We start from the raw sequence: 25,557 nt of genomic DNA on the forward strand, positions 1-25,557 counted from the left end.
CAACTCACTACTCCACGGAGAACTCTTTCTTCAACTTAATATCCTCGCAGCTGGCGCCAATGCGTACCTCGAAAGCGCCGGGTTCTACGGTCCAGTTCATGTTTTTGTCCAGCAGGGCTAAATCGTCTGGGGTAAGGGTAAAAGTTACGGTTTTCTTTTCGCCGGGGGCCAGGGTAATGCGCTCGAAACCGCGCAGGTCGCTATCGTAGGTGGTTACGCTGCTTACCTTGTCTTTGAGGTATAGCTGCACCACGTTGTCGCCTGCGCGTTTGCCGGTGTTGGTTACATCAACGGTTACTTTAACCTGCTGCTGGTTCTGGGCTTTCTCTGGCGATACGGTAAGGTTGCTGTATGCAAAAGTGGTATAGCTTAGGCCGTAACCAAAGGGATACAGGGCATCGTTCACGCTGGTTTTGCCGTAGCCGTTATCGCCACTGGTAGGCTGACTGGCCTGCGAGCCCGGTTTGTACGGAAAGTTAAACTCAATTTGCCCCGTAGTTTTGGGGAAGGTGATAGACAGCTTGCCGCCGGGGTTGTTATCGCCAAACAAAGTTTCGGCAATTACACGGCCGCTCTCCGGTCCCGGGAACCAGGCTTCCAGAATAGCGGGCACGTAGCGGTTCTCCCAGTTAATGGTAAGCGGCTGACCGTTAATCATCACCATTACTACCGGTTTGCCGGTTGCCTGCAAAGCCTGTATCAACTTGAGCTGACGGCCCGGCAGGTTAAGCCCGGTGCGCGACAGGCTTTCGCCCACACGTTTCTCGTCTTCGCCAACGGCGGCAATAATAACATCGGCGTTGCGGGCAGCGGCCACGGCATCGTCAATATCTTTTTGCTCTTGCGCGGTAAGCGGTGTTTCAATAATCTCGCTTTCGGGCCAGGTGGCATCCACCACATCGCAGCCTTTGGCGTAGGTAACGTTTACGCCGCTGCCCACATGGTTTTTAATGCCATTAAGGATGGTGGTTACGGGGTTGTTAGATGGTCCGTAACGACTGATGGCATAGTTTTCTGCAGTAGCCAGCGGACCGGTTACCAGTATGTTTTTCAGCTTGCTTTTATCCAGCGGCAGCAGGTTATCCTGATTTTTCAGCAACACCATGCTCTCGCGATTCATTTGCAGGGCCATCTCGGCATCGGCAGCGGTGTGTACCAGTTTATCGGCAGCTTTAGGGTCGGCCACATACGGCTGATCAAACAGGCCCAGCTTAAACTTCACCCTAAGCACATCACCCACACGGCTGTCCAGCGTTTTCATCGATATCTTGCCCTCGTTCACCAGTTCACGCAGTGGGGTAACATAGGTTTGCGGCATGGTAAAGTTGGTGCGCACATTCAGGCCGGCCTCAACCACCTGGCGCACGGCTTCTTTATAAGTATCGGCCACATGGTGTTTGCTATACAGGTATTCAACCGCCTCGCTATCGCTCACCACGTATCCGGTGAAGCCAAATTTCTGACGCAGCAGTTCGGTCAGAAAGAAATAGCTGCCGGTAATGGGCTCGCCGTTCCAATCGTTATAACTGCTCATCACACCCATTGGCTGGGCCTCCTGAATTACCCGGCGGAACGGATACAAATACAACTGATACATCTCGCGCGGAGCCACATGCGGGTCTGTACGGGCATTGCCATCGCGGGCGCCTTTGGGCATACTGTAAACCGCAAAGTGTTTAAGGGTAGCAGCCACGCCTTGCTCCTGAATGCCCAATACCATTTGCTTGCCTAGTTCGGCAATGTGGTAAGGGTCTTCGCCATAGCATTCTACAACGCGTCCCCAGCGCTGGTCGCGGGCGGGGTCAAGTATCGGTGCGTAGATGTTGGTGTAGCCCAGGGCTTTAGCCTCGCGGCCTTCAGTTTGTCCGGCACGACGCACCAGGGCTTTATCCCAGGTACTACCAATGCCAATAGGGGCAGGCAGCGATGTGGCACGATCATGCGTCAGCCCGTGCACACCCTCGTTGGTAAAATCAACAGGGATGCCCAGTCGGGTTTCCTCTACAAACCAACGCTGTACATTATTAATGGCCGTGGCATGTTTGCTAAAAGGATAAGAGTATTGCGACTCGGGTTTATGAAAGGCCACAGAGTTCATATCCTCATCAATGTTGGCAATGCCATCTTTCCAAAGTTCGTTTTTCCACTCGGGTACAGGTTGTTCTTGTTTTAGTACCCGGCTGTAGCCGTAGAGGGTTACCATTTGGCAGGTTTTCTCGTTCACGGTCATCTGGCTTAGCAGATCGTTCACCCTTGCATCAATGGGCTGTGCAGGGTCTTCAAATACATCTTTCTTTCCGTTCTTGTTAAAATCGATCCACCCCTTGTGGTAAATGTTTTGTTGCTGGGCCGATGCTGTCAAGGCAGAAAATGACAGCAAAGCAGTTGCCAGACAAACGCTGGTTTTAAACCGTTTGTTCATAAAGTAATACTGGTTGGTTATATAAATGCGGGGAAATCCAAGCCAAAGATAATTAACCAGATTTATAAAAATTCAGCAATATATGCAGGATGTTCAGTTGGATTGGGGGAGGCGGCGAGGCGGTAGGACTGAGGCTGTTTTTTGTCATCCCGACCAAAGGGAGGGATCTTTTTGATTGTGCATCCCAACGTATCGCTCCGAAAAGATCCCTCGCTTCGTTCGGGATGACAGGTGAGGTGAGCGAAACCAACCCTTACCCTTTTTGTTAACCCAAGGTTCATCTGGCGTGCTTATCTTAGCACGTACATCTACGTAAATTATGGAGCAATCTGTTCTGATTATTGGTGCCGGTGCTGCCGGTTTAATGGCGGCGCGCACGTTGGCAAAAGCCGGAGTTAAGGTAACCGTTTTAGAAGCGCGCGACCGCACCGGCGGGCGCATCCACACGCTGAGCGATGCGTCGTTTTTTCATCAGGCAGAGGCAGGCGCTGAGTTTATTCATGGTGATTTGCCGGTGACGCTGGGCTTATTAAATGAGGCCGGTATTGCTTACCAGAAGGCTTACTTTGAAATGTGGCGGTATGAAAACGGTGGTTTTAAGTTTGAGGAAGAGCAAACCGAGGGCTGGGATTTACTCCTGGAACGATTGGCGGAACTGAAGGATGATATTGATATCGATTCGTTCCTCAATCATCATTTTACCGAGGCCAAATACAATCAGCTTCAGAAAACCGTGCGCCAGTTTGTAGCCGGGTATGATAGTGCCGATCCGGCCCGTGCCAGTGCGCTGGCCCTGCGCCGCGAGTGGGAGGCTGATGACAATGATGCCCAGTATCGTATCCCTGAAGGCTATTGCGCCATGATCAGTTACCTGGCCGAGGAGTGTAAAGCAAACGGTGGAGAGATCATCCTAAATGCTGCTGTAAAAAGTGTTAATTCTGGTGCCGATGGGGTAACGGTAACTACTGCTGATGGTGCGGTCTATCGTGCACAGCAAGTCATCATTGCCTTGCCATTGGGCGTTTTGCAAACCGGTTATGGAGAGCCCGGCGCCATCAAGTTTGAGCCTGAATTGCCTGAGCACCAACTGGCCTTTAAAGAGATTGGTTTCGGGGCGATCATCAAAGTGCTGGTGCAGTTTAATGAACCATTTTGGGAGCAACTGCAAGGCGGCGAAATGCAAACCGCCTCGTTCTTCTTCTCAGACGAAGCCATCCCCACCTGGTGGACGCAAGCACCAGCACATACACCACTATTAACCGGCTGGCTGGGCGGCCTCAAAGCCTGGGATCTGCAACATGCCACGGATGAGGAGATTTGGCAAAAGGCGCTGCAATCACTCGCTAATCTGTTTAATACCGATGATTTAAAAGATAAAATAGTGGCCTGGCACGTCAGCAACTGGACTAATGAGCCTTACACCCGCGGTTCTTATGCTTATGATACCATTGCATCGGCGCAGGCGCGCAGCATACTGGCACAGCCGTTTAATAAGCAGATTCATTTTGCGGGTGAATACTTGTATGATGGTCCGGCCATGGGCACGGTAGAAGCGGCGCTCAGCAGTGGCTTGAAGGCCGCGGAGGCGGCGATAGCATTGATGAGGAAAGGGTAGGGGATAAATAAAAAAGCTTGTCATTTCGACCAAAGGGAGAACTACTCTCTTGAACGAAGTGAAAAAATCTTAGACGTATACTGTCCCACCCGATTGGCTTTGCAATCATCTAAGATTCCTCCTCACGCCACCGCTCAAACCTCTGCAGGTTCGTTCGGAATGACAAGTTGGTTATATCGGTTGATCAAACTACGCTGCCTCATATTCCACCTTTACCTGTACGCACAGGTTGTCGGTTACTTTGGCAAATTGTTTGGGGTTGCGTGTAAAATCAGGATCGGTGTCCAGGTATATCTCGGTTACGTCTATGTCTTCGTTGCCGTTATGGTAGGTGTAACTCTCGTGATCTTTTAAATAGTCTTTAATGTGCTGGTACTCTTTGCCAGTCACCATAATGGTTTTCTCTGCTTTCATAATCCTTTGTTTAGAAGTGGTTTGTCCGCGGGGGAGCGAACATAATTGGTTTTATAACTAAGCAAAGGTAAGCGATTTTTGTTTGAAAAATCAAACTAGTCGGGAAAGTCCGAAAGTCCGAAAGTCCGGAAGTCCGAAAGTCCGAAAGACAGAAGTTGGGGAGGTAGTAAGTTGAAATTGATTGTCCGGAAGTCCGAAAGTCGGGAAGTCCGGAAGACAGAAATTAGGAGGTAGTAAGTTGAAATTGAGAATTGATAAATCCCAGTTTGCAAAAAATCTTACGGACTTACGGACTTTCCGTCTTTCGGACTTCCCGTTTTCCCGTCTTCCGGACTAGCTCAAAATCTCCGCAATCTCATTAAACCCTTTCTCGCGGGCCAGATCGGCAGGTAGCTTGCCGCCTTCCATGCGGGTGCTTACTTCGGCGCCATGTTCCAGCAGGGCAATCAGCAGGTCGATATTGCCATTTTGTGCTGCCGAGTGCATGGGGGTAACGCCAGCTTGTTGCTGCACGTTTACCAGCGCGCCTTCATTAATGAGCATGCGGGCAATATCTGTATAATTATTAGCCGTAGCCGAGTGCAGCGGAAAAACCCGGTAACCATTGTTTGATGGCAGGTTTACATCGGCACCTTTCAGTACCAGGTATCGGGCTACCTCTGCCTGTCCGAAGTAGCAGGCCAGTCCCAGTGGGGTAAATCCATCGGGTGCAAAATCATCTATAGATTCTGGGTGATTGGAGATTACATAGGCCACCACGTCCAGCTTACCTGCTGCGGCTGCTTCAAAGAAATTGATCTCATCCACATACCTCATCAACAGGGTAGTCACCTCCGGCTTTTTATAGTAGCACGATAACATCAATGGCGACACGCCATGACTGGTTGATTCCTTAACCAATTGCGGTTGTTGATTGAGGAGTTGAGTAATGGCAGCCAGGTTGGCCGTAGCAATGTAATCTTCCAGTTGATCGATGTTCATTAACTCAATGTTACGAAAAGTTTTAGTTAGAAGGAAGGGGGAGAGGGGGCAAAGATAAAAAGGCTGTCACCCTGAGCTTGTCGAAGGGCGTGCGGTGGACTGTCGCCATCAAGCCCAACGCACGTGTTTCGACAGGCTCAACATGACATCCCACGCTCTTTCTTTGCCCAAGCCAGACACAAAAAAAAGCGATGAGCATTACGCTCACCGCTTCGCATTATAGTTGTTTAAATTTGAGTGGCTGGGTTATTCTTTGGCTTTGCCGGCTGGTTTTTCTGCTACCGTTTGGCCATCTCTAATTTCATCGCTGGCGTTCTGAATTAGTTGGTCGCCGGGTTTCAGGTCGCCATAAACTTCAACCAGGCTATCGGTTTGCATGCCTTTTTGTACATCAACCCAAACGGCTTTGTGGTTGTCTACCTTAATCACAAATACTTTCTCTGTAGATATTACAAGCGCTTTTCTCGGGATCACAAAGGTGCTGTCGCGGTTAGGTACCGGTACGTCAACCTCGGCATACATGCCCGGTAATAGTTTTTTATTGGTGTTCAGCACATCCATCTCCAGGCGCTCGCTGCGCAGTTTTTGGTCAAGTGCACCGGCCATGCGGGCTACTTTAGCAGTGAATTTCTGGTTAGGTAATGCGCGCACGTTAAAGCTAACTTCGTCTTTATTGCCCAGCCCGCCGGTTGAAGCTTCGGGGATAGAAATCACCAAACGGAGTTTGCTTTGTTGTTGCAATACCAGCAGGGGGAGATCACTGCCTTTGCCAGACGGACCTACATAGGCACCTGCATTTACGTTACGTGCGGTAATAATGCCGCTGAACGGTGCGCGGATTTCCAGATAATTGCGATTGGCCGTTACCTCCTGTGCAGCAGATTTTGCGGCTTCCCAATTAGCCAGGTCGGCATTTTGACGGGCCTCTGCCTGGTCCAGATCATTTTGAGAGATGGTACCCGGGGTTTTGCTGGTGTTCAGCAGGCGGTCGTAATTGGCTTTGCTGGCCAGGTATAATGCCTGCATTTGCTTAATGCGCGATTGTGCGCCCGCCAGTTGCGAGTTAATCTCGGGTGCTTCCAACGTTACCAGTAGCTGGCCTTCGTGCACTTCAGAGCCAACGTCAACCAGCAGTTTTTTTACAAAGCTGTTTACTTTGGCATAAAGGTCTACCTGTTGGTAGGGCTGCAGTTCGCCAGGTACTTGCAGGCTGGTGCTCAGCTTGCCTTTGGTTACGCTCACAACCTCTACCGGCGCGGCAGTTTGGGTTGAGTCGGCATCGCCTTCTTTTTCTTTCTGCCCCGAACCGCAAGCCGACAGGAGGCTCATGGCAGAAGCCATTATAAATAGGTTGATGATGTTTTTATTCATGGTGTGCATGGTGCAGGGGTATATAAAATTTACTGTCTTTATCTTCAGGATCTAATGATACAGAGTCGGTGGTGGTTTTGCCTTGTACCCAGGCAAATACCATAGGTAAAATTAGTAAAGCTGCAAAGGTTGAGGCCAACAGACCACCAATAACCGCACGGCCTAGTGGTGAGGTTTGATCGCCGCCCTCACCCAGGCCAGATGCCATCGGGATCATACCTACAATCATGGCCACGCTGGTCATCAAAATAGGACGTAGGCGCAGGGCCGCAGCTTCGCGGGCAGATTTCAGGGCATCGCCATTGTGCTTGCGCAACTCCTCGGCATTGGTAATCAACAGTACCGAGTTGGCAATGGATACACCCACGCTCATGATCATACCCATGTATGATTGCAGGTTGAGTGTAGAGCCCGTTAACTTAACCAACAGCAGCGAACCCAGCAATACGGCAGGCACCGTAGATAGCACCACGGCCGAAACCTTGAAGCTTTGGAAGTTGGCCGCCAGCATCAGGAAAATCACTATTACCGCTACTAATAAGCCGTTCTGTAAGCTGTCAAGTGTATCTGTAAGGGTTTGCGTTAAACCGCGTGGGGCTATGGTTAAGCCACGTGGCGGCTTGCCTATGGAGGCAATAGCTTTGTCTACATCTTTTGCCGCGGTACCCAGGTCCATATTGCTAATGTTAGCTGTAACGCTGAGGATAGGCATCGAACCAATATCGTCATCCTCACCAAAAGTAACCCCTTCCTTAATATCAGCCACATCACCTAAAACCGGGCGCGGGTTGTTACTCATCAATGGAATTTCTTTGATGGTGTTGGCATTATTCATCTGGTACTCAGGTACCTCTACCTGAACGTTATAGCTTAGTCCTATTTTAGGGTCAATCCAAACGTTCTTCTCGGTAAAGCGAGATGATGAGGTAGAAGCCGTTAGCGAGCGCGATACGTCGGTAACGCTCAGTCCCAATTGCGCTGTACGCTCCCGGTCTATATTAATGTTGATGGCCGGGTAATGGATAGATTGCCCAATCTGCACATCGCGCAGGTAAGGGATCTTTTTCAGTTGCTCCATCACCTTGTAGGCGTAGGCAATGTTATTCTTTTTGTTTTTAGACTGAATAACCACCTCTACCGGCGTAGGCGATCCCTGGCTCAGAATTTTGTCAGTCAGCTCAATCGGCTCAAAAGAAAGCTGGATGCCCGGCATCTTTTTATGCATCGCATCGCGAAACTTGTCTTTCAGATCGTCAAGGTTTTTTACCTTGTAATCTTCTTTCAGGTTCACCTGTAATACGGCCTCCTGAGGGCCAGCCATAAACAGGTAAATAGGCGCGGTAGAAAACTGACCGGGGTGCTGGCCAACCATAGCCGATGTTACCTCGATATTCTTTTTACCCACTATATCTTCAAGTACCTTAATAGCGTTCAGGGTAATGATCTCCGTACGCTCCAAACGCGTGCCATCCTGTGCACGCAAGCGTACCTGGAAAGTGCCCGAGTTTACCTTCGGCAATACATCACGGCCAATGGTGGTTAGTAATAATACCACAATAGCCAATGCACCAATAATGTAGGCCGATACAATGAACTTGCGGCGTGGCAGGTTACGATCCATAAAGGCCATGTAACGCTGGCGGAAACGGTCGAACCCTTTTAGCTTACCATCGGCACCAACCTCAGGGTGTTCTACCAGAATTTTCTTCTGGTCCCAGGTGTCTTCTTCGTCTTCTACGGTTACTTCCTCGGCATAGTTTTTATGCTCGTGCTTGTTGATCATGATCCAGTTAGCCATGATTGGTACGAAGGTTTGTGCCAACAGGTAAGAGATGATCATGCTGAAGCCGATAGCCAGCGAAAGCGGCAGGAACAGCGCGCCCGGAATACCCTTCATAGTGAAGGCCGGCGCAAATACCGCCAGGATACAGAACAGAATAAGCAATTTAGGGAAGGCAATCTCCTTACAGGCATCCCAAATGGCCAGTGCCTTGGGTTTGCCCATATCAAAGTGCTGGTGTATGTTCTCAATCGTCACCGTCGATTCATCTACCAGAATACCTACCGCCAGCGACAAGCCGCTCAGCGTCATGATATTTATAGTTTGATGGAACAGGTTGAGGAACAGGATACCCGAGATGATAGATGTAGGGATGGTAAGAATTACAATCAACGCGCCACGTTTATCACCCAGGAAGAGTAATACCATCAATCCGGTTAATATTGCACCGATGGCACCCTCGCTGATAAGCGATTTTACGGCATTGATTACGTAAACCGATTGGTCAAATACGTAGTTCAGCTTTACATCGTCGGGCAGGTTGGCCTGGAAACTTGGGAGCGCCTTTTTCAGGTTCTGCACCACCTCCCAGGTAGAGGCATCTGCCGATTTGGTGATGGGCAGGTAAACCGAACGTTTGCCGTTTACCAGTGCGTAACCGGCGGTTACGTCGGCACCATCTTCAATGGTGGCCACATCTTTCATAAACAGCGTTTGTACACCGTTTTTGTAAAGTGGGATGTTGCCAAAATCGGCAATCGGGCCAACGCTGGTATTACTTGGGGTAAGGTAGTTATAGTCGCCAATGCGCACGTTACCCGCAGGCGATGTTTGGTTGTTATCGCGCAGGGCCGCCACCAGCTGATCTGGCGTAAGGTTGTGCGAGCGTAGCAGCTCCGGATCTGCTTTAATTACAATGGTGCGCACGTTACCACCAAACGGAGCTGGTGCCACCAGGCCGGGGATTGAGGTAAACTGCGAGCGCACGTAAACGTTGGCCAGATCGAGCAGTTCGTTATTACTGCGCTTCGGACTGGTTAATACCAACTGGCCGACCGGCAGGGTTGAGGCATCAAACCTGATAATGAACGGTGGCTGCGACCCATTGGGGAAGATAGCCTGGGCCCTGTTACTAAAGGCCGACACCTCCGCTGCCGCCTGGGCCATATTGGTGCCCTCATAAAATGTCAGTTTCAGGAGCGTTAAGCCCTGTATGTTTTTAGTCTCGATACTTTTTACACCCGATACGTAGAGCAGTAAGTTTACATACTGCCTGCCGAAGTAAGATTCCATCTGATCTGGGGTGAAACCGCCGTAAGGGTGTGATATGTAGATCACCGGCAAGTTAAGATCAGGGAAAATATCTATTTTGATGCTGCGGATGGCGCCGATGCCAAAGAAGAAGAGACCGGCCACCAACACCAGTACGGTGATGGGTTTCCGCAAAGCGCCTTTAATCATTCCCATTTTTTATTGCTTAAAAATTATTGATAAAGATTCCGAAATCGCCGCTTGAGGCTGCCTTGTACAGCAGCGCCTGCCACACATTGTTGTAGGCAATGTCGCGGTCGGTTTCGGCACGGTTCAGGGTAAACAAGGCGGTGGTGAGGTCAACAATGTTGCTCAGGCCGTTCTTGTAAAGCGCATTTTTCTGGACGTAAGCATCATTAGCGGCTTTAACCTGTATGGGCGCTTCGTTGTAATTCTTCAACGCGTTGCCAATACGGGTTTCGGCCAGTACCTGCTGATCGCGCAGGCGCTGGCTCACTACGTCATACTCGTCATGCAGCTGCATCGAGGTATATTTTTGCGATTTTACCTGGTAATGGATGCGGAACGGATTGGTGATGTTCCATACCATGCCCACGCCAAACAAATAGTTATAGCGGGTTGGGTCTGCACCTGCACCATAAGAACTTGAGTAGCTGCTCAGGTTTGAAGCATAATCGGCATTAAAGCCCGAGCCTCTGCCCTGAAACACACCAAACAAGCTGAAGGTAGGGTAGGCAAAAGTTTTATAATACTTGGCCTGCTCATCGCTGATAGCTATACGGTTCTGATAATATTGCAGCAAGGGATGGTTCTCTGGCTTAACACCCGGCTGCTGCTCAATAGATTTTGGCTGACTGCTTACAAACACACTGTCCAACGTAAACTGCTGCGGCTCTACACCCAGGTATTGGGCCAGTATGTTGGCTTGCTCCTGCTCCACATCCTGTGCGCGGGTGAGGGCAATTTTGGCGCTTGAAACCTCGGCGTTAGCCAAAGATGAATCTACGCCTGCGTTCAGTCCGTTTTTTACACGGGTAACCACCACGCGGCGCAGTTCGCTGGCACGATCCAGGTTTTGCTGTTGCGATTTGCTGAGGCGCTGTGCAGCCAGCAGATTGAGGTAAGCAGTTGCCACACGTACTTCGTGCTGAAATTGCTCCTGCACCAGATCTGTCTGGTTAAGGTTGACAACAGATTGCTGCACCTTGATCTTCTCTTTGCTTTTGCCAAAGCTGAAAAAATCCCAGTTTACGTTGGCAAGGTACAATGAGCCAAAGGCAGCGTTCCAGTTCTGATTGGCGAGTGATGGGCCGGATGAGGCTACACTAAGGCCGTGGTAGCCGAACAATGGTCCGTTTGTTCCGTTAATGGTACCGTAATCCTGCTGCGCCGAAAGGCTCACATCAGGCAGATACTCAGATTTTGTTTCTTTTAAGAATGCTTTTGAAGCATTTAGCTGGTTGGTTCTTGCCTTAATAGTTCCATAGTTGTCCAGCGCTGTCTGGATGGCCTGTTTCATGGTTAAAACCTGCTGGCCGCTTGCGCTTAAGTATGAACAACAAACCGCTAAACCTAAAAAAACACTTCGCGTATTTTTTCTTAACATGTAGGGGTATGTGTAGATGGTACGCACAAAAGTAAAATGTTATAACTTATGAAAAAAATGAATTAATTTTGTAAACTTCATTAATAAAAGTAATAGATGAATATTGCACTGCATCACTTCCGTCTGGTTGATACCATATACAAAGAAGGCACTTTAACCAAAGCTGCCGAAAGTTTGCACCTCACACAATCTGCCCTGAGTCATCAGTTAAAAGAATTGGAGAGCGAGTTAGGGGTGGAGGTGTTTCATCGCCAGGGCCGCCGCCTGCACCTGAGCGAGCAGGGCGACCGCTTTTTGCAGAGCGCCAAGAAGATACTGGCCGAGATCAAATCGATGGAGGAAGATATCAATAACTTTAAAAACGGGCAGACCGGCAAGCTTAACATCAGCATGCAGTGTTACACCGCTTATCACTGGCTGCCGGGTATTATAAAAGAATATAAAAGTCGCTGGCCCGATATTAACATCCATATTGTATCAGACGCTACGCGCAGGCCACTGGAGTATCTGCTACGCGGCGAACTGGATATGGGTATTGTGCGTACCCAGATGGTCAACACCCGTATACAGTATGAAAAGATATTTGAAGACCAGCTGCAGGTAATTATGCATGCAGATCATCCTCTGGCAGCTAAACGTGTAATTGAAATTGCCGATTTTCAGGATCAGGAACTCATCCTCGCTTCTTATGATCCATCGTATCAGGATACGCCAGTGGTGGAGGCGCTGATACAGGCGCAGCAGGTAAAACCACGTAACCTGCACCGTGTGCATTATACCGATGCCACCATTGAGATGGTGAACGCAGGCCTGGGCATTACCGTAATGGCCGATTGGATTGTAAAGCCTTACCTGCAGGGCCGCAATCTGGTTACCCGTGCGTTGCCTGCCATAATAGCCAAACGCGCCTGGTATGCCGCCACCATGCAGCAAACCCCGGCCATTGTTAATTTTCTGGCCTGCCTGAAACATTACTTTGCCGAGAATGAAATGTTGCAGGAGGAAGAATTAAAAGCGGTATTAGGATAAGAATAGTTTTTAAAAAGTATGTCATTGCGCCCTTTTTCCGCCCACGCTCCTCGCAATGACAAATTGGAGAGCATCGTTAAGTATCTTGCTTTCATTCTGTCTGTATTGGTCTTGTCTCCGCATATTTCATTTGCGCAGCACTACCCCTTTCCGCAGCATGTGCAATATGCCAAAGGCAGCATCAGGCCCAGTCATCTAACACAAAAGCAATTAGACGGGCAGGTTACCTCTTTCTACAACCAATGGAAAGCGCGTTACGTGCGTAAAGCCTGCAATGCAAATGATCAGTGTTTTATCTGGTTTGAAAAGCCAGGCAATAAACAATGCGTATCTGAAGGGCAGGGTTATGGCATGATGATCACCGCGTTGATGGCGGGTTATGATCATCAGGCTAAAACCACTTTTGATGGTTTGTATCGGTACTATGCTGCCCACCCCGCCAAAAAAGGGGAGTTGTTGATGAGTTGGGCGCAGAATTATCAGTGTAAAAATACCGACAATTCATCGGCCACCGATGGCGATATGGATATTACCTATGCGCTGCTGCTGGCCGATAAACAATGGGGCAGTAACGGTGCCATCAATTATCTGCAAGCCGCTAAAGCTTTATTGGGCGATATCATGAAGTACGAGATCAATCCCAAAACTTACACCATTTTGCTAAGCAACGGTGCCGAGTATGACAGTGAGGATTATTACGATACCCGTACATCTGACTTTATGCCCTCACACTTCAAGGCTTTTGCCAAAGCAACCGGCGATATCCGTTGGCAAAAGGTGACGGATAATACTTACCGGTTGTTTGCTGAGATGGTGAGGCACTACAGTCCTGAAGCTGGCCTGGTTCCCGATTTTATCCAGAATGTAAGGCATCCACGCCCGGCTAAACCCAATTACCTGGAAGCTAAATATGACGGTGCCTACAACTATAACGCCTGCCGTGTGCCCTGGCGATTGGCCATGGATTACCTGCTTTACGGTGATTCTCGTGCCAAAACCATGTGCGACAGGATTAACAAGTGGCTACGCGCTACGACGAACAATAATCCCGATAATATTTCTGCCGGATACTCTTTAGAAGGAAACGATCTGCCCAAACGGTATTTTGAAGCCCTGAGTTTTATTGGTCCGTTTGCTACGTCGGCCTCGGTTGATGCGAGGAACCAGCAATGGCTAAACCACGTTTGGGATTACCTGGTGGCTTTTAAAATGAAGGATTATGATTATTACGATAACAGCATTAAGCTGTTGGATATGATGGTGATTAGCGGGAATTGTTGGAAGAGATGATTTCGGACTTCGGATGTTCAATTTGGAATTTAAAGATTTGAACTAATAAATCCGAACTCGAAAATTCGAAATCCAAAATAAAAATTACTCCGTTTGCCCAGCCAGTAAAAACAACACCGCCATGCGGACAGCCACGCCGTTTTCTACCTGATCAAGGATGATAGATTGCTTGCTGTCGGCTACGTCGCTGGTAATCTCTACGCCGCGGTTGATAGGGCCTGGGTGCATCACGGTAATCTCTTTATCGAGTGAGTCGAGAATCTCTTTATTCAGGCCGTAAAGCATGGTGTACTCTCGCAGGGTAGGGAAGTACTTGATATCCTGACGCTCCAGTTGGATGCGCAGCATGTTGGCCACATCACACCAGTTGAGGGCCTTGATGAGGTTGTGCTCAACCTTAACACCCAGCGAGGTGATATATTTAGGGATCAGCGTAGTCGGGCCGCAAACCATTACCTCAGCGCCCAGCATTTTAAGGCACAGGATGTTTGACAGCGCTACACGCGAGTGCAGGATATCGCCCACAATCACTACTTTTTTGCCGGCCACATCGCCATATTTTTCGCGGATAGAGAAAGCATCCAGCAGGGCCTGAGTTGGGTGCTCATGCGCGCCGTCGCCGGCGTTTACTATCTGGGCTTTTACGTGTTTAGACAGAAACACACCGGCGCCTGCATAAGGGTGGCGCATGACCACCATATCCACCTTCATAGCCAGAATGTTGTTTACGGTATCAATCAGCGTTTCGCCTTTGCTTACCGATGATGATGAGGCCGCAAAGTTTACCACATCTGCCGAGAGGCGTTTCTCTGCCAGCTCGAACGATAAACGTGTACGCGTAGAGTTTTCAAAAAAGATATTAGCAATAGTTACATCGCGCAGCGACGGCACTTTCTTTATCGGTCGGTTCAATACCGTTTTAAAGTTGTCGGCTGTTTCAAAAATAAGGTGCAGATCAGATTCTTTTAAATCTTTGATACCTAATAAATGTCGCGTGCTTAATCCTGCCATGATTTTTGATGTCGAAATTCGGATGTTCGATTTCGGATTTATTTACTATTACCTGATTTTATATTTCTTTGATTTTGCTTCGCAGTTTTACCTATAGCGGTAAAAATTGCAGTAAGCTCATTCGCTTCTTTCTTAAGCGTGTTTATCAAATCGAGCTTTACTAGCCCCGATTCATCCATCAACTCAAGCCAATAGGCGCACTCGTCAGCTTCTTCTTCTACAATTACAATTTTATTGATAAAATCTGCTGTTGATTTGCCTCTGCAGGCAGATCTGTAATTAGCTCCTATGGATGATGAACTTCTTAATATCTGATTTACCAAAACGTTTAAAGAGCGATTTGACGGCAAGCCTTCTGTAAACCTTATAACGTCTACAGCGAACTGTTTAGTCCTTCGTTTTAGTTCAGTTGAATCCATAACTTAATTCTCAAATTCGAAATTGAACATTCGAAATCCGAAATTATTTTACTTCTGATATTAACAAAATCTTGTCCTCTCCATCCGTCTCTTTCCAACTTACCACCACTTTTTGCGAGGCGATTGAGTCTACTTCGATACCGGTATAATCTGCCGATATCGGGATGTGGCGCGAGTAACGGCGGTCTACCAGCGTCAGGTATTCCATCTTCTCCGGTCTGCCGAAGGCGAGCATGGCATCCATGGCGGCGCGCACGGTGCGGCCGGTCCACAGTACGTCATCCATCAGGATTACGTTTTTGCCTTCCACAATAAAATCAATACGGGTTTGATTGGGCACCAGCTGATCACGGCGACGGAAATCATCGCGATAGAAGGTGATATCCAGGTCGCCCTGCAAAATGGTTTTATCGGGTAAAATGGCGCGCAGTTCTTCAGCAATGCGTTTGGCCAGATAAATGCCACGCGGTTGAATGCCTATGAGTACGGTGTTAGAAAAGTCGTTATGGTTTTCAATTAACTGACGACACAGGCGCTGTATGGTGATCTGAAATTTCGGTCCGTCGAGCAATATGGAGTTCAGCATCGTAGGGTTGATTTGGGCAAAGGTAGTGATTTTGGTGATTAGTTAATGACAGATTAGCGATTAGTTGATTGTTCGGTGCATGGCTTTTACTCTTAATTGTACTTAATATTTTAATATAAGCTTTAAAATGAATTTGTTAGCTAAGCAGACTTGGCTTATTTTTACGTACCCCTAATTAGTAAAATTGAACAAGATTACCTTAACCCTTATCACCGCCGTGGGCGTGCTGGCTGCTGCTTGCAAAGGCATGGATGCGGTTGACTTTGCCCACCTGGCAGATGAGCAGCCGATAAAAACTATTGTCCCCGTAAATCCCAATAACGGCTTCATTACCTTCAAGGCTGGCAACGCTACTGTTAATATTGATCTGGCCCAGGGCCTGCGCAGTGCCGATGTGCGGCCACGTACGCTTGATATCGCTGGGACGGCAAAAAATGGCGGCAACCCTAAATTTACCTTTCATGCCGAAGAAAGCATAATTGGCTTTGTGCAGGGCGTTAACATTGGCAACAATAACGCTACTTATCCCGCTGATTATATTGAATATACAGATGCCTCGGGAGTGGTCTATTCCTCACGGTATGTGAATGATGATCCGTTTTATGTTTATTTCTCCAGCATAGCCTACATACAAGGCGGTACCCTAAACGGCAGTTTTAGCGGCAAGTTACAGAGCGCGACGGGCGCGCAGCTAAATGTTAAAGAGGGCGTGTTTTCTGTAGTGTTTAGTAATTGAATAAAATACGTAGAGCCACATATTTGTGGCTCTTATCGTTAGGTTATACTGAAACTCTCAGATTACTTATCATAATTCAACATCCAGTTGATGCCGAATTTGTCTTGCACTGATCCAAACAGGGCATTCCAGAAAGTGTCTGCTACAGGGGCAAGCACCTGACCGCCTTCTGCCAATTGATTTGCCAGGCGATGAATTTCATCCTCACTGCTACAGCCGATGGCCAGTTGGATGTTGTTGCCAACAGTTTGGCCTGCAGGGCCGGTCATGTCTGTAGCCATGATCAGCGGCTTGCCGTTAAGGGTAAGCGCCGAATGAAATATTTGACCTTTTCCATCTGGCCAGTATTGCTCCATAGGCGAGCCTTCCACTTCATTCAATTCCAGTTCTCCGCCAAAGATGGATTGGTAAAAATTCATGGCTTCGCGGCATTTGCCAGTAAAACTTACATAAGGACTAAGACTTTCCATATCTTTTTATTTTTTGTTTATAAGTGATAAACAAACATAGCAATGTAGTGGCGGTTGGCAAAGGGGTATTTGCGGCAATTGTGGGGTAGATGGCGACAGGGGTTTTTATATATTGCCCGATTAAGCGTCTCCGCTTGATCCGTAATGTATTAATTCTTACATCTACAATGCTTGCCGCCAAGCAGGTTTTCGGGACGGTTAGTAGAAGGGGAACCTTTTAAATAGATAACGCAAATGCTGTCGCCTATTTGGTTGTTATCGGTTATTAATGAATTGCCCTCATAATATGTTCCATTTATCATAAAGCGATATTTAAACTCAGCTTTATGATAGCGAACTCTTATAGAGTTATTTATTATTATTGCATTAACACATGTACCATAGTAGCGCAATAACAAATTCTCGATAAATGGTTTTATGAGATAGATGACTATGCCGACAATTAAAATAAAGGGAAGAAATTTCTTCATTAACTCAATATTAAATTGGTCTTAATTACAACATGTATTTTGCAATTCTTATTATTAGTGAAAGTGCACCAACTAAGAGCAATAGAGTAGAGTACTTTTTAGCTGACTGCCAGCCCGGGCTATTTGAAAACCTAGTCATCAAGCCGAGAAAAATAACCGCCATGGGGGCAAGAAAGGAAAATATTGTATCAAGGTTCATGGTGTAAAAATAGGAAAAGGGGCCATTCTTTACTCAGCAAGATTAGCGCGTTTGGTTTTTTGTCAAGTGGACGGCGGCCAGGTCAATTTTACCGGCAAAAGTTCATATCGCTGACTGATAGGCCTTGTGGTTCCAGGTCAATTACATCCGTTGTTGTATTGCCATTTTTATAATGGTATGTCGATACATTTTTCTGCACGTTCACCATTATATAATCGATCACAAAGTTTGGATCATCCCCGCCAGCTGAAAATGTGGCAATACTGTCTTTGATTTTGATGGCGCAGCGATCGTTAAATATATAGAGATCTTTGCGATTGCCGCTGTCTAATTTAAGACAAACCAATCTGTAATTACGTCCGCCATAGTCATAGATCTTTGAATTTATTACCCGGCCTTTAAAAAACAGATCGCCAAGAATGATTCGTCTTTTCTGTAGCCGTTCTTGTTGTATTTGCCTGGTGATAACTTGAACTGCCAGACCAAATAGTAAGAAGCAGACCAGTACCAGAGGGATATATTTAGGTTTCACTTATCTTATTGAAAAAGTTGCCCAAAGGTATTAACAAAAGTAATTGGTTCCACAAAAAAAGCCCCAACCTTGCGGCCGGGGCTTTTAAAAAGGATTTATCTATTTAATGACTTATTTAGTCTCTTTAGATTTTTTCTCAGCGCCTTCCATCTGCTCTTTCAGTTGGGCCAGTACGCTCAGGTCGCCTAAAGTTGATTTCTCAACAGAATCCTTCACTTTTTTCACCGCGCTAGTAGTAGCTTTTGCTTCTTTTTTGCGGTTTTCAAAGTCCTGGATACGGGCTTCGTTGCGCAGGTCTTCCCAGATACGTGAGTGAGAGATAACGATGCGTTTTGAATCTTTGTTGAACTCGATGATTTTGAATTCAGCAGTTTCGTCAGCTTTCAAAGCTTTACCGTCTTCTTTCACGAGGTGTTTGGTTGGCGCAAAGCCTTCAACACCGTATGGCAGGGCAACGATAGCACCTTTGTCGGTCACTTTCAGCACGGTACCTTCATGAACTGAATCTACGTTGAAGATGGTTTCGAAAGTATCCCAAGGGTTTTCTTCCAGCTGTTTGTGGCCTAAGCTCAGTTTGCGGTTTTCAATATCAAGTTCCAGAACAACAACATCCAGTTTCTCGCCTACTTTCGTAAACTCGTTAGGGTGGTTGATCTTTTTGCTCCAAGACAGGTCGCTAATGTGAACTAAGCCGTCAATGCCGTCTTCCAGTTCAACAAACACGCCAAAGTTGGTCATGTTTTTAACAGTAGCAACGTGCTGAGTGCCGATGGCGTATTTGTCGCCAGCGTTCTGCCATGGATCAGGAGTAAGTTGTTTAATACCTAATGACATTTTGCGCTCTTCGCGGTCCAGGGTCAATACCTGAGCTTCGATCTCGTCGCTAACTTTCAGGAATTCCTGAGGGTTACGCAGGTTTTGAGACCATGACATTTCTGATACGTGGATCAGACCTTCAACGCCAGGGATGATTTCAAGGAATGCACCGTAATCAGCAACGGTAACAATTTTACCTTTAACGATTGATCCAACCTGGATAGCTTCGTCAAGCGACTGCCAAGGGTGTGGAGTTAATTGTTTTAAGCCCAGAGCGATACGTTTTTTCTCGTCGTCGAAATCCAGAACAACAACGTTGATCTTTTGATCCAGCGCCAATACTTCACGTGGGTGCTCAATACGGCCCCAAGAGATATCAGTAATGTGCAGTAAGCCGTCAACACCACCAAGGTCAATGAATACACCAAAGTCAGTAATGTTTTTAACGGTACCTTCCAATACCTGGCCTTTTTCAAGTTTGGCCACAATCTCAGTTTTTTGGTTTTCCAAATCGTCTTCGATCAGCACTTTGTGCGATACCACTACGTTTTTAAACTCGTGGTTGATCTTAACAACTTTGAATTCCATTGTTTTACCAACGTACACATCGTAATCACGGATTGGTTTGATATCGATTTGTGAACCTGGTAAGAAGGCTTCAACGCCCATAATATCAACGATCAAACCACCTTTGGTTCTGCTCTTCACAAAGCCGGTGATGATCTCGTCATTTTCAAGAGCCTGGTTAATGCGCTCCCATGATTTTTGCGTTTTAGCACGTTTGCGAGAAAGTACTAACTGACCGTTAGCATCTTCCTGCGATTCAACGAACACGTCAACCTGATCGCCGATTTTCAGCTCAGGCATGTCGCGGAACTCAGACAATGATACCATACCATCAGATTTGAAACCGATGTTCAATACCACGTCTTTGTTGTTGATGTTTACTACTGTACCAACGATGATTTCTCCCTGGTTAATAGAGCTGAAAGTAACATCATACATCTGCTCCATTTTCTCGCGCTCTGCAGCGCTGTAGTTGCCAAACTTTTTATCGTCGGCATCCCAGTCAAAATCCTGGTTGTTTTGTGCGATCTGTGATTTGATCTCTTCGATAGATAATGAATCTGCTTCAGACTCAATTCTGTCCTCAGTAGCAACATCTGCCGAACCCAGTTCAGCCTCTTTTGCTTTTAATTCGTTTTCTGCTTCTTGTTTTTTTGACATTAAAAATTTGTTCTCCTTTTCCCAATTCAATTGGGACTGCAAAGGTACAGATAAATATTTGACTAATAAAAGTTATTTTAATGTTAAATGCTGATCTTTAGTGATTTCGGATTTCGAATGTTCGATTTCGGATTTTGAGGGAGGAAATACACTGTTAGCAAGGCTCGGTTTAGGGTCTTTGCTTTATGTTGTTATTTTGGTCAGCAGAAGGAATTTTATGCAACTGTAAGGTATTCAGGGTGGTGCATTACATCGGTAAGATTTCTAATCACCAAAGAAATCAGTTCCGCAAGTTTGTTCGATGGCAAAGTGTATGAAATTGTGAGTAAATCCGAAATCGAACATCCGAAATTTGAAATCGGACCTATAGCTTCTCCTCAATCTGCTCAAATATCCCCATAAAATTATCCAACAGCTCCAGGCGATATTGGGCAATCACCTCGTTCATGCTGGCTTCCTGTTCTGCAGTAAAAGGATGGTGCCAGATGCGCATGCAGATGCGTTTCAAGGCGTAGGCCACCTGGGCAGTTTCGGTATAGGTTTCTAAATAACGGTGTTTCTTAAAGCCTTCAAAAAAGGTGAGAAAAACATCGGTATTGTGCAATCCGCTAAATTCAAGGAACTCGCGGATCACTTCTTCATCGCAATTGTTCAGGTGTTTATAAAACTCGTCGACGCTTATTTTGCCGGTAGTTAGCAACAGGTTATCCAGTATGAGCTCAATGGCCACGTGCCCCAGAAAGAATGGTTTAACCGGCGAGCCTTCAATAGCCGGCAGTAACTGCAGTTTAATAGCGCGCGAGTGATGTTCAAAAAACTCAGAACAGTGATAATGGCGGTCAACCTCCAGGTGTCTGCTCCAGCCGGCAATCAGGCTGTTAATGCGGCTATCGGTATGGACGAGTTTTTCAGGATGCAGGATGATAGATTTATCGGCATTCTTGAGCAGGTCGGGCAATGCCGTTCCCAGTATATGGTAACAGTCTGTGCTGGTACGGTCAAAATAATAATGCGATAAAAAATTCATATTCTAGATAGCCCGAGTGCCAATATACTATGAAAATATTAAATAATATGCAATATGGCTGATAGATTTACAACCGGACGACTAAAAGCCCTTTGTTTGTCATACTTAGCTAACAATTCCATTTTTAATGGTGTATTAATATACATTCCGTTAAAATTTGCGTTCCTTTATACATATAGAAAGGGCTACCCATGCGTGGTTTCGGATTTTCAAAATTTGTACCCCGCCAGATAAAACGTGGCGGGTTTGATGAACTACTAAAATTATTTCTTGAATTGCTGAACTATACCGCTGGCGATGCCGGCGAAGCTTTAGCGTGGATGAATGAGCTTGACAAGCAATACAATCTCACTGATGATGAGTATGGCATGGGCGATTTTATTGACGAGCTGAAGCAAAAAGGCTATCTGAGCGAAGATAATCAGAACGGCCAGTTCAGTATCACCGCAAAAACAGAGCAGAGTATAAGGCAGAGTGCGCTGGAAGAGATTTTTGGCAAGCTCAAAAAGTCGGGCAAGGGCAATCACCGTTCGCCGCAATCTGGGCAGGGCGATGAAAAAAATGCCGAGCGCCGCGAGTTTGAGTTTGGCGACAGTCTGGATCAGATAGATATGACGCAGTCTATCCACAACGCCCAGGTTAATCACGGCATCGGTGATTTTATGATGACCGAGCGCGATCTGGAGGTAGAGGAGATGGACTACAAAACGCTTACCAGCACGGTGCTGATGATCGATATCTCGCACTCTATGATTCTTTACGGCGAAGATCGCATCACCCCGGCCAAAAAAGTGGCCATGGCGCTGGCGGAACTGATTCGCACCAAATATCCTAAGGATACGCTGGATATTGTGGTGTTTGGTAACGATGCCTGGCCCATCACGTTGCAAGACTTGCCTTATTTGCAGGTTGGTCCGTACCATACCAATACCTATGCAGGGCTTGAGCTGGCTACAGATCTGTTGCGCCGCCGCAAAACCCACAACAAGCAAATTTTTATGATAACCGATGGCAAGCCTACTTGCTTAAAAGAGGGCACACGTTATTATAAGAACAGCATCGGGCTGGACCGCAAGGTGGTCAATAAAACCCTGAATATGGCTGCGCAATGCAAGCGCCTCAAAATACCCATTACCACATTTATGATTGCTAAAGACCCATATCTGCAGCAGTTTGTACGCAAGTTTACCGAAACCAACGGCGGCAAAGCGTTCTACAGTTCGCTAAACGGTTTGGGTGAATATATTTTTGAGGATTATATAAAGAACAGACGCAGGACGGTACGTTGATACAATTATGTCATGCTGAGGAACGAAGCATCTCTGAGAACAGGTCTTTAGATATGCAACAGAGATTCCTCGCTATCGCTCAGAATGACATTGTTGGAGAACCAATGACTAATGACAATTGACTAATGACTAACAACATAAAAACTCTGGGCGAGCTGAAGCAAACAGGCTATCGCAGTCGCTCGGTAAAAGAAGAATTACGTGAAAATTTAATAGCCCAGTTGCAAAAAAAGCACGAGGGTGGTTTTGAAGGCATTATCGGTTATGAAGATACCGTGATTCCTGATCTGCAAACGGCTATCCTGTCGCGCCACAACATTTTGTTGCTGGGTTTGCGCGGTCAGGCCAAAACCCGTATTGCCCGTTTGCTGGTCAATCTGCTGGATGAGTATGTGCCTTATATAGAAGGATCTGAATTATTTGATGATCCGCTGAATCCTATTTCGTGGTTCGCCCGCAACCAGATTGAGATTCATGGCGATAACACGCCCATCGGCTGGATCCATCGCTCAGAACGTTATACCGAAAAACTGGCCACGCCGGATGTTACCGTAGCCGATTTGATTGGCGATGTTGACCCAATCAAGGCGGCCACCATGAAGTTGACTTATTCGGACGAGCGCGTAATCCACTTCGGGCTCATTCCACGCGCGCACCGCGGCATTTTTGTAATTAACGAGTTGCCCGATCTGCAGGCCCGTATCCAGGTTTCACTGTTCAATATCCTGCAAGAGAAAGATATCCAGATCCGTGGCTTTAAATTGCGTCTGCCGTTGGATATCCAGTTTGTGTTTACTGCCAACCCAGAAGACTATACAAATCGCGGCTCTATCGTTACGCCGTTGAAAGACCGTATAGAGAGCCAGATATTAACTCACTACCCACGTTCGGTAGAGATTTCGCGCAAGATCACCCAGCAGGAGGCTTTGTTGACAGACGAGCAGCGCGAAGCGGTCGAGGCTGATGGTTTGGTAAAAGACCTGGTAGAGCAAATTGCTTTTGAGGCCCGTAACTCAGAATATATCGATAAAAAGTCGGGGGTGTCGGCCCGCTTAACTATCTCGGCTTACGAGAACCTGATCAGCAACGCCGAGCGCCGCATGATCATCAATGGCGAGAAAAGAACCTTTGTACGCATCTCTGATTTTCTGGGTGTTATCCCGGCCATTACCGGTAAAATAGAGCTGGTTTATGAGGGCGAGCTGGAAGGGCCGGCTAAGGTGGCCAACATTTTGGTTGGTAAAGCCATCAAATCACTGATGCAGCAATTTTTCCCTGACCCAGAGAAAGCCAAGAAATCAAAGAAAGCCAATCCGTACGCTCATGTTATCAACTGGTTTAGTGAGGGCAATAACCTGGCACTGATTGATGACTTGCCTGCCGATGAGTACAAAAAAGAACTTAACGGCGTTACCGGCTTGAAAGATTTGGTAAAACAGTTTCATCCAAACCTGAGCGAGCATCAGCAACTATTGTTGATGGAGTTTGTGCTACACGGTTTGGCTGAGTTTTCTCAACTCAACAAGGGCTTCCTGGATAATGGCTTCGCTTTTTCAGACATGTTTGATAGCTTGTTTAATCTGGCCCCGGATGAGGATGATGATTTGAACGAAGATGACCGACTGTATTAAGAATTTTTCTAAATTTATAGCGACTTAAACGCACGATTTAAACACACACGATGCCTCATCGGTTATTGTATCGCATATTTATCGTCTGCATTCTTTTCATCGCCGACTGGTATGTGATGGGAGGGCTGCGTGACGCATTCAAGAAAAAAAACTTCGTCCATAAAAAGTGGTTTGGCTTTAGCTATGGTGTTTTCTCGTTCGCGTTAACGGTAGGGCTGTTTGCCAGCATATATACCGGATTAGGTGTAGGCTTTAAAGCTGCGCTGATGATGGTGTTCTTTTTGTTGCAGATGGCTAAATTCTGCTTCATCCCGTTTATTCTTGCTAATGATCTTCAGCGCATCAGTGATTGGTTTAAAAAGCGCAAGGCTGCAGCTGGAATACCGCAGGAAGAACAACCCGAGGAGGAACATGTACTGATGGGCCGGTCGGCTTTTTTAATGAAGGCCGGTGTAATGGCATCAACCGTGCCGCTTATTGCTGTTGCAGCCGGGTTGCGTAGTTGGGCTTATGATTACCAGATAAAAAGGGTAAACCTTTATTTACCCAATCTGCCAAAAGCTTTTGATGGTTTGAAATTAGGGCAGTTGTCAGATATCCATAGCGGTAGCTTCTATAATAAAACGGCCGTACAGGGTGGTGTTGATATGCTGCTGAAAGAAAGATGCGATATGGTTTTCTTCACCGGCGATCTGGTTAATTCTATTGCCAGCGAGATGCGCCATTATCAGGATATCTTTGGCAAAGTTAAAGCCCCGCTGGGTGTGTACTCGGTGTTTGGTAATCATGATTATGGCGATTATTACGAGTGGTGGAATAACTGGCCGGCTAAAGCCCGAAACCTGCAAAATATGGTGGACATACACCGGCACATGGGATGGGAATTATTACGTAATGAGAACCGCAGATTGAAAATTGATAACGAGGAAATAGGTATTCTGGGGATGCAAAACTGGGGCGTATTGGGCGGAAATCCTAAATATGGCGACATGGAATTGACCACCAGAAATACCGATGATTTGCCGGTAAAACTACTCCTCTCGCATGATCCTTCTCATTGGCGTGCCGAGGTATTGCCAGATTATCCGCAGATAGATATGGTGTTTGCCGGGCATACCCATGGCATGCAATTTGGCGTGCGTACAGACAATTATCAATGGAGCCCCATTCAGTATGTTTACCGCGAATGGGCCGGTTTGTACCGCGAAGGGCACCAGCAAATTTATGTAAACGTAGGTTATGGTTTTTTAGGAATGCCTGGAAGGGTTGGAATATTGCCGGAGATTACGATATTTACATTAAAAGCCGGTACAGACCCGAAGCGTGGTTTAATTTCTTAACCATCTGAGCTTCCCGTTTGCGGC

The 25,557-nt window shown here is 46.9% G+C and carries 20 protein-coding genes; 7 read left to right on the top strand and 13 right to left on the bottom strand.

From position 1 onward, the window contains the following. Nucleotides 1-7 precede the first annotated feature (7 nt). Complete coding sequence (locus ABZR88_RS03415; RefSeq protein WP_107829689.1) at nt 8-2,422, bottom strand: glycoside hydrolase family 3 N-terminal domain-containing protein; 2,415 nt, start codon at nt 2,420-2,422, stop codon at nt 8-10. Between the two features lie 319 nt (nt 2,423-2,741). Here ABZR88_RS03415 and ABZR88_RS03420 point away from each other — a divergent pair, with 319 nt between their 5' ends. Beyond that, on the top strand, nt 2,742-4,037 hold the full coding sequence (locus ABZR88_RS03420; RefSeq protein ID WP_107829693.1) for an NAD(P)/FAD-dependent oxidoreductase: 1,296 nt from the start codon (nt 2,742-2,744) through the stop codon (nt 4,035-4,037). A 189-nt stretch (nt 4,038-4,226) separates the two neighbouring features. On the opposite strand, the gene ABZR88_RS03425 is transcribed toward ABZR88_RS03420, so the two are convergent. The 5 genes from ABZR88_RS03425 to ABZR88_RS03445 all read right to left on the bottom strand — a co-directional run bounded on the left by ABZR88_RS03425 (nt 4,227) and on the right by ABZR88_RS03445 (nt 11,374). After that, on the bottom strand, nt 4,227-4,451 hold the full coding sequence (locus ABZR88_RS03425) for a hypothetical protein (protein ID WP_107829694.1): 225 nt from the start codon (nt 4,449-4,451) through the stop codon (nt 4,227-4,229). Nucleotides 4,452-4,784: 333 nt separating this feature from the next. Further along, the gene (locus tag ABZR88_RS03430) at nt 4,785-5,432 is read right to left on the bottom strand and encodes an ankyrin repeat domain-containing protein (protein WP_107829696.1); all 648 of its coding nucleotides are present in this window, start codon (nt 5,430-5,432) and stop codon (nt 4,785-4,787) included. 246 nt (nt 5,433-5,678) lie between these two features. Further along, nucleotides 5,679-6,803 carry an efflux RND transporter periplasmic adaptor subunit gene (locus ABZR88_RS03435; RefSeq protein ID WP_107829698.1) on the bottom strand — a complete coding sequence of 375 codons (1,125 nt, stop codon included), beginning with the start codon at nt 6,801-6,803 and terminating at the stop codon, nt 5,679-5,681. Then, nucleotides 6,796-10,050, bottom strand: a complete 3,255-nt coding sequence (locus tag ABZR88_RS03440) for an efflux RND transporter permease subunit (protein ID WP_107829700.1) — start codon at nt 10,048-10,050, stop codon at nt 6,796-6,798. Before ABZR88_RS03440 ends, ABZR88_RS03435 begins: the two co-directional genes overlap by 8 nt. A gap of 10 nt (nt 10,051-10,060) precedes the next feature. Continuing rightward, the gene (locus ABZR88_RS03445) at nt 10,061-11,374 is read right to left on the bottom strand and encodes a TolC family protein (protein ID WP_245917079.1); all 1,314 of its coding nucleotides are present in this window, start codon (nt 11,372-11,374) and stop codon (nt 10,061-10,063) included. Nucleotides 11,375-11,557: 183 nt separating this feature from the next. Here ABZR88_RS03445 and ABZR88_RS03450 point away from each other — a divergent pair, with 183 nt between their 5' ends. Together ABZR88_RS03450 and ABZR88_RS03455 are read left to right on the top strand one after the other, a co-directional pair. Next, a complete protein-coding gene (locus ABZR88_RS03450) occupies nt 11,558-12,490 on the top strand; it encodes a LysR family transcriptional regulator (RefSeq protein ID WP_107829705.1) in 933 nt (310 codons plus the stop codon). 111 nt (nt 12,491-12,601) lie between these two features. After that, entirely contained in the window at nt 12,602-13,780 is a 1,179-nt protein-coding gene (locus ABZR88_RS03455; protein ID WP_170113641.1) for a glycosyl hydrolase family 8, read from the top strand. 84 nt (nt 13,781-13,864) lie between these two features. Here the strand turns inward: ABZR88_RS03455 and ABZR88_RS03460 are convergent, their stop codons facing one another. The 3 genes from ABZR88_RS03460 to pyrR are packed head-to-tail and all read right to left on the bottom strand — an operon-like array spanning nt 13,865 to nt 15,796. Next, nucleotides 13,865-14,791 carry an aspartate carbamoyltransferase catalytic subunit gene (locus ABZR88_RS03460; protein ID WP_107829709.1) on the bottom strand — a complete coding sequence of 309 codons (927 nt, stop codon included), beginning with the start codon at nt 14,789-14,791 and terminating at the stop codon, nt 13,865-13,867. Nucleotides 14,792-14,829: 38 nt separating this feature from the next. Beyond that, nucleotides 14,830-15,210 (bottom strand): four helix bundle protein, encoded by a 381-nt coding sequence (locus ABZR88_RS03465; protein ID WP_107829711.1) that lies wholly within the window; start codon nt 15,208-15,210, stop codon nt 14,830-14,832. A 43-nt stretch (nt 15,211-15,253) separates the two neighbouring features. Continuing rightward, the gene (gene pyrR, locus ABZR88_RS03470) at nt 15,254-15,796 is read right to left on the bottom strand and encodes a bifunctional pyr operon transcriptional regulator/uracil phosphoribosyltransferase PyrR (RefSeq protein ID WP_107829713.1); all 543 of its coding nucleotides are present in this window, start codon (nt 15,794-15,796) and stop codon (nt 15,254-15,256) included. A 184-nt stretch (nt 15,797-15,980) separates the two neighbouring features. On the opposite strand from pyrR, the gene ABZR88_RS03475 reads away from it, so the two are divergent. Continuing rightward, the gene (locus tag ABZR88_RS03475) at nt 15,981-16,532 is read left to right on the top strand and encodes a hypothetical protein (protein ID WP_107829715.1); all 552 of its coding nucleotides are present in this window, start codon (nt 15,981-15,983) and stop codon (nt 16,530-16,532) included. 62 nt (nt 16,533-16,594) lie between these two features. Here ABZR88_RS03475 and ABZR88_RS03480 read toward each other — a convergent pair whose 3' ends face one another. The 4 genes from ABZR88_RS03480 to ABZR88_RS03495 all read right to left on the bottom strand — a co-directional run bounded on the left by ABZR88_RS03480 (nt 16,595) and on the right by ABZR88_RS03495 (nt 21,273). After that, complete coding sequence (locus ABZR88_RS03480) at nt 16,595-17,002, bottom strand: VOC family protein (protein WP_107829717.1); 408 nt, start codon at nt 17,000-17,002, stop codon at nt 16,595-16,597. A gap of 757 nt (nt 17,003-17,759) precedes the next feature. Next, entirely contained in the window at nt 17,760-18,203 is a 444-nt protein-coding gene (locus ABZR88_RS03485) for a hypothetical protein (protein ID WP_107829721.1), read from the bottom strand. Between the two features lie 111 nt (nt 18,204-18,314). Beyond that, the gene (gene rpsA, locus ABZR88_RS03490) at nt 18,315-20,246 is read right to left on the bottom strand and encodes a 30S ribosomal protein S1 (protein WP_107830185.1); all 1,932 of its coding nucleotides are present in this window, start codon (nt 20,244-20,246) and stop codon (nt 18,315-18,317) included. 364 nt (nt 20,247-20,610) lie between these two features. Beyond that, the gene (locus ABZR88_RS03495; RefSeq protein ID WP_107829723.1) at nt 20,611-21,273 is read right to left on the bottom strand and encodes a hypothetical protein; all 663 of its coding nucleotides are present in this window, start codon (nt 21,271-21,273) and stop codon (nt 20,611-20,613) included. Between the two features lie 191 nt (nt 21,274-21,464). Between ABZR88_RS03495 and ABZR88_RS03500 the strand changes: the two genes are divergently transcribed. The 3 genes from ABZR88_RS03500 to ABZR88_RS03510 all read left to right on the top strand — a co-directional run bounded on the left by ABZR88_RS03500 (nt 21,465) and on the right by ABZR88_RS03510 (nt 25,533). Further along, complete coding sequence (locus ABZR88_RS03500; protein WP_107829725.1) at nt 21,465-22,562, top strand: VWA domain-containing protein; 1,098 nt, start codon at nt 21,465-21,467, stop codon at nt 22,560-22,562. A gap of 125 nt (nt 22,563-22,687) precedes the next feature. Continuing rightward, the gene (locus tag ABZR88_RS03505; RefSeq protein WP_107829727.1) at nt 22,688-24,193 is read left to right on the top strand and encodes a sigma 54-interacting transcriptional regulator; all 1,506 of its coding nucleotides are present in this window, start codon (nt 22,688-22,690) and stop codon (nt 24,191-24,193) included. 50 nt (nt 24,194-24,243) lie between these two features. Next, nucleotides 24,244-25,533 (top strand): metallophosphoesterase, encoded by a 1,290-nt coding sequence (locus ABZR88_RS03510; RefSeq protein WP_107829729.1) that lies wholly within the window; start codon nt 24,244-24,246, stop codon nt 25,531-25,533. Nucleotides 25,534-25,557 lie beyond the last annotated feature (24 nt).

It is taken from the genome of Mucilaginibacter yixingensis, from assembly GCF_041080815.1.
Taxonomy (GTDB): Bacteria; Bacteroidota; Bacteroidia; order Sphingobacteriales; family Sphingobacteriaceae; genus Mucilaginibacter; species Mucilaginibacter yixingensis.